This window comes from Actinoplanes flavus, from assembly GCF_017592555.1.
Taxonomy (GTDB): domain Bacteria; phylum Actinomycetota; class Actinomycetes; order Mycobacteriales; family Micromonosporaceae; genus Actinoplanes; species Actinoplanes flavus.
This window is the reverse complement of sequence record NZ_JAGFNS010000006.1, coordinates 117514-126421: the sequence shown is the minus strand read 5'-3', so window position 1 is coordinate 126421 and position 8908 is coordinate 117514. Positions and strand designations below refer to the sequence as shown.

At 67.7% G+C, this 8908-nt stretch carries 8 protein-coding genes and 1 pseudogene; 1 reads left to right on the top strand and 8 read right to left on the bottom strand.

All coding sequences use genetic code 11. From position 1 onward, the window contains the following. Positions 1-228: 228 nt before the first annotated feature. Positions 229-1368: an endo-1,4-beta-xylanase gene (locus J5X75_RS10980; protein WP_238487684.1), complete on the bottom strand. Its 1140-nt coding sequence runs from the start codon at positions 1366-1368 to the stop codon at positions 229-231. Positions 1369-1981: 613 nt separating this feature from the next. Here J5X75_RS10980 and J5X75_RS10975 point away from each other — a divergent pair. Then, a complete protein-coding gene (locus tag J5X75_RS10975; RefSeq protein WP_208467246.1) occupies positions 1982-2317 on the top strand; it encodes a gamma-glutamylcyclotransferase family protein in 336 nt (111 codons plus the stop codon). Positions 2318-2507: 190 nt separating this feature from the next. Here J5X75_RS10975 and J5X75_RS10970 read toward each other — a convergent pair whose 3' ends face one another. From J5X75_RS10970 to J5X75_RS10940, 7 genes and pseudogenes are all read right to left on the bottom strand, one after another. After that, a complete protein-coding gene (locus tag J5X75_RS10970) occupies positions 2508-3887 on the bottom strand; it encodes an aspartate aminotransferase family protein (protein ID WP_208467245.1) in 1380 nt (459 codons plus the stop codon). A gap of 155 nt (positions 3888-4042) precedes the next feature. Beyond that, entirely contained in the window at positions 4043-4837 is a 795-nt protein-coding gene (locus J5X75_RS10965; protein WP_208467244.1) for an ABC transporter permease, read from the bottom strand. Next, positions 4834-5697 carry an ABC transporter permease gene (locus J5X75_RS10960; protein ID WP_208467243.1) on the bottom strand — a complete coding sequence of 288 codons (864 nt, stop codon included), beginning with the start codon at positions 5695-5697 and terminating at the stop codon, positions 4834-4836. The genes J5X75_RS10965 and J5X75_RS10960 overlap by 4 nt, the downstream gene beginning before the upstream one ends. Before the next feature lie 3 nt (positions 5698-5700). Further along, positions 5701-6909: a polyamine ABC transporter substrate-binding protein gene (locus tag J5X75_RS10955; RefSeq protein WP_208467242.1), complete on the bottom strand. Its 1209-nt coding sequence runs from the start codon at positions 6907-6909 to the stop codon at positions 5701-5703. 41 nt (positions 6910-6950) lie between these two features. Next, the gene (locus tag J5X75_RS10950; protein WP_208467241.1) at positions 6951-8075 is read right to left on the bottom strand and encodes an ABC transporter ATP-binding protein; all 1125 of its coding nucleotides are present in this window, start codon (positions 8073-8075) and stop codon (positions 6951-6953) included. A 165-nt stretch (positions 8076-8240) separates the two neighbouring features. Beyond that, positions 8241-8435: pseudogene (locus J5X75_RS44145) on the bottom strand (aldehyde dehydrogenase family protein); the annotation flags it as partial. 265 nt (positions 8436-8700) lie between these two features. Then, complete coding sequence (locus J5X75_RS10940) at positions 8701-8907, bottom strand: hypothetical protein (RefSeq protein WP_208467240.1); 207 nt, start codon at positions 8905-8907, stop codon at positions 8701-8703. Position 8908: the final 1 nt, after the last annotated feature.

The following is an 8908-nucleotide window of genomic DNA, read 5'->3' as shown; positions in this document are numbered from 1 at the left end:
GGTCTTCCTTCACAAGATCTCTTCATCGTACGGGTGAGCCGGGTCCCGCCGATCCCCGCGAGCTCCCCGCGCCGTCCCGGCCGTGGGGGGGCCCCCCCGGGGGGGGGCCCCCCCCCCCCCCCCCCCCCCCCCCCCCGCCCGCCGGGGGGGGGGGGCCCCCCCCCCCCCCCCCCCGGGCCGGGGTGGGCCCGGCCGCCGCCGGGGCAGACGGCGGCGGCCGGGACGGTGTCAGCGGCCGTTGCGGCGGGCTTCAGCCAGGGTCTGCCGGACGGTGTGGTAGGCGGGCTTCGGGGTGAAGTCGTCCCCCATCACGGTGGCGGCGCCCTCGGTGGGGAAGAACACCGGAACCCAGGAGTACTTGTCGGTGAAGCCCCACAGGGTGAAGGAGTTGCAGTCGTCGACGGCCAGGCAGGCGTCCAGGACGGTCTTGTAGTACTGAGCCTGGGTGGTCAGCTGCTCGGCCGTCGGGACACCGCCCTCCGGGAGGTCCATGCGGACGTCCAGCTCGGTGATCGCGGTGTGCAGACCCAGGTCGTCGAAGCGCTGGAGGACCGAGCGCAGCTGGTCGGGGGCGCCGTACCGCATGCTCAGGTGGGCCTGTGACGCGAACCCGTGCAGCGGCACCCGGTCGGCCAGCAGCTGCCTGGCCAGCGCCTCGTAGGCGTCGACCTTGGCGCCCGGCCACTCCACGCCGTAGTCGTTGAGGAACAGCTGCGCCCGGGGGTCGGCCTGGTGCGCCCAGCGGAAGGCGTCGGCGACGATGCCCGGGCCGAGCTCACGGATCCAGATGTTCTCCTGCCGGTACTCGCCGTTCTCGTTGAAGATCTCGTTGGCGACGTCCCACTGGTGGATCTGGCCCCGGTAGCGGCCCACCACCGTGACGATGTGCTGCTTGAGGATCGCTCGCAGCTCCGCCTTGCTGAACTGGCCCTCGGCCAGCCACGCCGGGTTCTGGCTGTGCCAGAGCAGCGTGTGCCCGCGGACGACCTGCCCGTGCTGGCGGGCGAACCGCACGATCGCGTCGGCCGGGCCGAAGTTGTACCGGTTGCGCTCGGGGTGGATGAACTCCCACTTCATCTGGTTCTCCGGCGAGGCGGAGTCGAACTCCCGGGCCAGCACCCGACGGTACGGCTTGTCGTAGGTGAACGGGTCCGGATAGTCCTGCTCCAGGTGGTGGCCGCCGCCCGCGACGGCCGTGCCGATCCTCAGGTCGCGTGGGGTCACGCGGCGCAGCGGCGCACCGGCGTGGCCACCGTGCCCGGCCGCCGGGGTGCCGGTGGTGCTCGCGGCACGGGCCGGCTGGACACCGATGGTGAGGAGCGTCGATGCGGCGAGGACGGCCACCGCGACGCGGGATGCCTTCGTCAAGGGTCACTCCTGACGGGAATCGGAAACGGGGATACGGCGCGCGACGGGACGTCGCCGCACGCTGAAGAGAGCGCTGAACCACCCGTACGCTAAGCCTGCCTAATTGACGGCGTCAATACGGAAAAGAAGATCTCACCCCTGTCGGCGGAGCGCCTTCATGGATACCGCCACGCTGCGTATGGGCACGTCAGCACCGTCTTGCTCGCCGGTGACGGGCCGGTCGAGTCTGCTCGAACAATCCTGGACACGCATTATCGATGCTGCCCGCCGGCGCGCTCCAATGCATTTTCTGAATCGCGCTGGAAATATCCGCTTCACCGCCGGAATGAATGCCGTGGCGTGCGCACGTAATCGCCCGGCGAGCAATTTGGTGACCGGGCGCGCGCGGCGGAGCAGGGCGGACACGGGGCGGGAACGCGCTTTCCGAAACTTCCGGAAAATTCGAACAATTATCGCTGCGCGTCATCGGGAATGATGCCCCTTCCACGGGTACGACCGGCGCTTATGAGCGTCAGATAGGCGTCTGAACTTGCGATAGAATTCCGGAACTTTTAGCGATCCCTGGAGGGCGGCCGCGTCGCACGGGCACGGCGGAGGTGGCTAGGATTCGATCATGCCTCTGCTGTTCTCCTACGGAACGTTGCGTGACCCCGCCGTGCAGGCGAGCACCTTCGGGCGCCGGCTCGACGGGCGGGACGACCGGATCATCGGGTTCCGGCTGGACCGGGTCGAGATCACCGACCCGGAGGTGCTCGCCGTCAGCGGCGAGGCCTTCCACCCGATCCTGGTTCCCACCGGGGAGCCGGCCGACGTGGTCGACGGTTCGGCCCTGGAGGTGACCGACGCGGAGCTGTTGCAGGCCGACGACTACGAGGTGGACGACTACCACCGGGTCGAGGCGCCGCTGGCGTCCGGCGACAAGGCATGGGTGTACGTGCAGCGGCCGTGACCCGGCCGGACCACCCACTCACGCCCGGCGGGCGCGGCACGGTCCGGACCCGGCAGCGCCTCGCGGGTCTGGTACGGCGGGTTCGCGAAGCCCGTACCAGAAGGGGGAAGCGAGAGAGAGTCGCCTAGCTGGACCGATGCGGAGCGCCCGGGCCGCGCTGAGCGCGCCCGGGCGGCCGGGGTGAGGGTGGTCAGAGGCGGTTGTGGGCTTCGGTCAGCACCGAGCGCAGGATCTGTTCGATCTCGGCGAACTGGGTTTCCGTCGCGGTCAGGGGCGGGGCCAGCTGGATGACCGGGTCGCCGCGGTCGTCGGCGCGGCAGTAGAGGCCGGCGTCGAACAGGGCCGTCGACAGGAAGCCGCGGAGCAGTCGCTCGGACTCCTCGGCGGTGAAGGTCTCCTTGGTGGCCTTGTCCTTGACCATCTCGATGCCGAAGAAGTAGCCGTCGCCGCGGACGTCGCCGACGATCGGCAGGTCGAGAAGCCTCTCCAGGTACGACCGGAAGAGCGGGCTGTTGTCGCGGACGTGCTGGTTGAGGCCCTCGCGCTCCATGATGTCGAGGTTGGCCAGCGCAACCGCGGAACCGACCGGGTGGCCGCCGTAGGTGATGCCGTGGGCGAACCAGTTGGTGCCGGTGAGGAACGGCTCGGCCAGGCGCTCGGTGGCGATCATCGCGCCGAGCGGGACGTAGCCGGAGGTCAGGCCCTTGGCGACGGTGATGATGTCGGGCTGGTAGCCGTAGCGGTCGGCGCCGAAGTACTCGCCGAGGCGACCGAAGGCGCAGATCACCTCGTCGGAGACGAGCAGCACGTCGTAGCGGTCGCAGATCTCGCGGACCCGCTGGAAGTAGCCGGGCGGCGGCGGGAAGCAGCCGCCGGCGTTCTGCACCGGTTCGAGGTAGACGGCGGCGACCGTGTCCGGGCCCTCGAACTCGATCATCTCGGCGATGCGGTCGGCGGCCCAGATCCCGAACTGCCCGGGCGTCATGGCCTCGTCGGGGCGGCGGTAGTAGTTGGTGTTCGGCACCCGCATGGTGCTCGGGACCAGCGGTTCGAAGTCCTGCTTGAACGGCGGGATGCCGGTGATCGACAGGGCACCCATCGAGCTGCCGTGGTAGGCGACGGCCCGGGAGACGACCTTGGTCTTCAGCGGCTTGCCGACGCGCTTGAAGTAGGAGCGGGCCAGCTTCCACGCGGACTCGACGGCCTCGGAGCCGCCGGTGGTGAAGAAGACCCGATTCAGGTCGCCGGGGGCCAGGTCGGCGAGGCGGCCGGCGAGTTCGATGGCCTTGGGGTGCGCGTACGACCAGATGGGGAAGTAGGCCAGCTCACCGGCCTGCTTGGCGGCCGCCTCGGCGAGTTCCTGGCGGCCGTGGCCGGTCTGGACGACGAAGAGCGCGGAGAGGCCGTCGAGGTAGCGGCGACCGGTCGAGTCCCACACGTAGCAGCCGTCGCCGCGGGTGATCACCGGGACCGGGTTGTCCTGGTACGCGGAGAGCCGGGTGAAGTGCATCCACAGGTGGTCACGGGCGGTCGCGGAGAGCGCGTCCACATCAGCAGGTCGATCGGTCACGGATATCTCTCCCACCAGTTCCAGAGGTAGACATGATCCTGCCCACGGAATCCGTTGCACACAAGTCTAGGCACGACTATTTCCGCGCCGAGTCTGTGCTGGAACGACAACGGCCCGGCACCCCCACCAGGGCGCCGGGCCGTTCTCCTCGCGACCTACGCGGCCTTCCTGCGAGGCCGTGACCGGATGTTCGACAGGACGGCGAGCAGCACGCCGCCGGCGAAGATCATCGTGCCCATGACGTTGACCTGCGGCGGCAGGCCGACCCGGGTGGAGCCCCAGATCCACAGCGGGAACGTCTGCGTGGTGCCGGCCGTGAAGTTGGTGATCACGAAGTCGTCGATGGAGAGCGCGAACGCCAGCATCACGCCGGAGAGGATCGCCGGAAGAATGATCGGGAAGATCACCTTCCAGAACGTCGTCCACCCGCTCGCCCCGAGGTCGGCCGCGGCCTCCTCGAGGGACCGGTCCAGGGTCACCACCCGGGCCCGGACCACCACCGCCACGAACGACACCGAGAACATGACGTGCGCGATGGTGATGCTCACCGGGCCCAGGGGCGCGCCCAGTGAGACGAACATGCTCAGCAGCGACGAACCCATCACCAGCTCGGGCGAGGCGATCGCCGCGAACATCAGCAGGTTCAGCGCGCCGGCGCCGCGGAACCGCCAGCGGCCCAGCGCGTACCCGATGCCGGTGCCCAGAGCGCCGGCGATCAGGGCGGTCGCCACCGCGACGAGCAGCGATACCACCAGGGCGTCGGTGAGCGCTTCCAGGGCGAAGACCTCGCCGTACCACCGGAGCGTGAAGCCCTGCCAGGTCTGGTTGTACCGGCCCTGGGGATCGTTGAAGCCGAACAGGATCATCACGGCGATGGGCAGGATGAGCCAGCCGATCAGGATCCAGGTGTAGACGTGCAGCAGGCGGTCGCCGCCGATGCGGAGTCTCATCGGGCCGCCACCTTCATCACGTCCTCCGTGCCCAGCGCCCGGGCGTAGGCGAAGACGCCGATCAGCAGCACCGTCATCAGGGTGAACGACAGCGCCGAGGCCGACGGGTAGTCGGAGTTCGAGAGGAACTGCGACTGGATGACCTGGCCGATCATCGTGGTCTCGGAACTGCCGAGCAGCTCCGAGTTCACGTAGTCGGAGGTGGCCGGCACGAAGGTCATCAGCACGCCGGCGAACACCCCGGGCAGCGCCAGCGGAAAGATGATCTTCCGGAACGAGGTGAGCGGGGACGCGTACAGGTCCCGGGCCGCCTCGACCACCCGCGGGTCGATCCGCTCCAGTGCCACGTAGATCGGCAGCACCATGAACGGCAGGAAGCTGTACACCAGGCCGGCGATGACCGCGGTCGCCGTACCGAGGATCTGGAAGTCGCCCGGGAGCAGCCCGGCCTCCTTCAAGGGATGCAGCAGCACGCCGTCGTCCGTGAGGAGCATCCGCCACGAGATGGTGCGCAGGACGAACGACACGAAGAACGGCAGCAGGATCAGGAACAGGTAGGTCGCCTTCCTACGGCCTCCGTAGAAGGCGATCCAGTATGCGACCGGGAAGGCCAGCACGATCAGGACGACCGACGTGATGGCGCCGTACACCAGCGAACGGATCAACTGCGTCTGGTAGGCGGAGATCGCATCCACATAGTTCTGCCAGTGGCCGGTGAAGACGAACCCGTTGACGATGTCGCCCTCCTGCAACGACAGCGACAGCATGGTGACCATCGGTACCGCGAAGAACAGCAGGAGCCACAGCCCGCCGGGAAGAACCAGCAGGTAGGGGGTGAGTGTACGTTTTACCCGGTCCATCGGTTACCCCAGCACGATCGGTTGGAACACCCGCTCGAAGTTCTTCTTCTCCTCCGCGGTGTTGAAGTCGACGTAGTAGTGCAGGCGGTCGTACTCGGCCGGGCCGGGGAAGATCAGCGGGCTCTCGGCGACCGAGAGCAGGTACTTCTTGTCCTCGCCGGTGAGCGCGGCGGCGTGCTTGCGCATCTGCGCCTGCGCGGCCGGGACCGGGCACACGTAGTTGATGTACTCGGCGAGGGTGGTGGCGTTCTCCAGCTCGTAGAGGAAGTCCATCAGCATGATGGCGTCGACCGGGTTCTCCGCGGTGACCGGGATGGCCATGTTGTCGGTCCAGATCGTGGCGCCGTCCTCGGGGATCACGAACTTGAAGTTCGTACCGTCGGAGACGTTCTTCTGGAAGACGTCACCGGACCAGGCCATGGTGATCCAGACCTCGCCCTTGCCGAGCGCGTCGATGTAGCTCTGGTCGTAGTAGTTGCGGACGATGCCGGCGTCCTTCTGCTTCTTGAGTTCCGCCGCCGCCTTCTGCCAGTCCGTCTCGGTCGACTTGGCCGGGTCGAGGCCGAGCGCGAGCAGACCGAAGTTGCCGAGCTCCTGGAGGTCGCGGAACATGCCGACCTTGCCCTTGTACTTCGGGTTCCACAGGTCGGACAGCTTGGTGATCGGCTCCTTGATCTTGGCCGGGTCGTAGGCGATGCCGGTGATGCCGGACGCGTACGGGATGCTGAACACGTTGCCCGGGTCGTAGTTGGAGGTCGCGTACGACTTGGCGGCGTTGGCCGCGTAGTTGGGCAGCTTCGCGTGGTCCAGCGGCGCCAGGAAGCCGGAGTCCCGGAACTGGCCGAACTGGCTCGAGTTGGTGATGACCATGACGTCGTAGCCGATCGACTGCCCGGCCGACAGCTGCGGCTGCACCTTGGCGAACCAGGGCGCCATCTCCTGAATGACCTCGTCGTAGGTCACCTGGATGCCGGTCCGCTGGGTGAACTTCTTGAGTTCCGGCTTCTTCGGGTCCATGTAGAGCGGCCAGCCGGCGAAGCGGAGCTTGCCGTTCCGCGTCTTGTCAGCCCAGAACTTGTCGACGGCGTCGGGCGCCATGCTGGCCTGCGGCTTGCCCTTGCCCTCCACGCCGCACGCGGCGAGGAATGCGCCCATCGCCGACAACCCGCCGAGGCGCAGCGCGTCACGGCGGCCGAGCCGGGAACGCGTCATGCCTCGCAGGAGGGAGGGGTCCGGCTTGTTGGACTGGAACATCAGACTCCGATCGGGTACGAGTGCTGCGGGGCCCAGGTGAGGAAGACGCGCTCACCACGAGACGCGACGTCCTCGGCATCGTGAGCATTCTGGTCGAACACCACGAGGTCGGTTCCATCGGAGGTGGCCACTGTGTAGTTGGTCGAGGTGCCGTGATAGACCACCTCGGTGACCGTGCCGGAGAGCAGGCTGCCGGTGACGTCGGCGGGCCGCGTCCGATGGAGATCGATCTTCTCCGGGCGCACCGAGACCTCCAGGTCACGGCCGACCGGCACGGTGGCCGGCACGGGCACCACGACCCGCTCGCCGGGACCCTTGTCGATGACCGCGTGACCCTGGTCGGCCCGGCTCACCTGGCCGTCGATGAGATTGGAGGTGCCGATGAAGCCGGCCACGAACCGGGTCGCCGGGCGCTCGTAGACGTCCCGCGGTGTGCCGAGCTGCTCGATCACGCCGCTGTTCATGACCGCGATGCGGTCCGACATGGCGAGTGCCTCACCCTGGTCGTGGGTGACGTAGACGAAGGTGATGCCCACCTCGCGCTGAATCCGCTTCAGTTCGATCTGCATCTGTTGGCGCAATTTGAGGTCGAGTGCGCCGAGCGGCTCGTCGAGAAGCAGCGCCCGCGGGTGGTTGACCAGCGCCCGGGCCAGCGCGACCCGCTGCTGCTGACCGCCCGACATCTCCTTGGGCTGCCGCTTCTCCATGCCGGTCAGCGAGACGATCTCGAGCATCTCGCCGACCCGCTTGGCGATCTCGGCCTTGGCGACCTTCTTGCGCTCCAGGCCGAACGCGACGTTCTGCCGCACGGTGAGATGCGGAAAGAGGGCGTACGACTGGAAGACCATGTTGACGTCACGCTTGTTCGGCGCGACCCCGGTCACGTCCCGGCCGTCGAGCATGACCCGGCCGGCGGTCGGCTCCTCGAAACCGGCGACCATCCGCATCGTGGTCGTCTTGCCGCAGCCGGACGGGCCGAGCAGCGAGAAGAACTCCCCCTGCCCGATCGCCAGATCCAGGTTCCGGACGGCGGGCACCGCCTCACCGTGCGACAAATAGTCCTTGCGCACGCCGACGAACTCGATCGCCGGATGAGCGGCCGGCTGGGGGGAAGCAGTGGTCATCTATCACCTCGAACAGGGCGGATTGGCGTCTGGGGTGGGGGCGGATCAACCGTTGAAACTCATCACGTGCTTGATCCGGGTGTACTCCTCGAACCCGTACATCGAAAGGTCCTTGCCGTAACCGGAGTGACCGTATCCGCCGTGCGGCATCTCGGAGACGAAGGGGAGGGGGTATTGATCCACACGTTGGAGCACCACCGAGTCGCCGGCCGCGATCGCGGGGGCGAACTTCCACACGGCCATCACCATCGGATGGTTCCACGGGGTGATCTGTGCGCAGACGCCGATCGGCTCACGGCGCACGAAGGAGGTGTGATCCCGCGGGTACTCCCCCGCGGACCTACCCTCCAGGACGCCCGCGCGTAGATTTCCCCCGCGCTGGGGTCGATCACCGGGGACGTGCCGCCGTCCTCGGTGTCGGTGTAGGCCCCGGCGACGAAGTTGCGCAGCACGGGAACAGGGGTGCTCACAGGGATTCCGGCCTTCCGGTCAAGGGGCGATCTCACCCGGACTGGAGGGACCTTGTCACACCGGTGAGTGAGCTAGCAAGGGAATCCGAAGTAATTTCCAGAGCTGAAACGGAATCAGAATCTCCGATCCCGTTCCAACGACGCAATCCGGTGTTTTAGGCGCTGAATTCGGCCGCCACGGTGAGGGCCCCGCCGAAAATCGCCAGCTCCTCGGCGGTGATCGTGCACGGCGGTACGACGTGGAGCCGGTTGAAGTGGACGAAGGGCCAGGGCCCCCGGTTCCCCACTGGCGGCGGGTCGATCAGGCCCTGCGCGGACCAGGAATGGAAGACATCGGCGCGCACCTGAGATTCCGGTGTCACC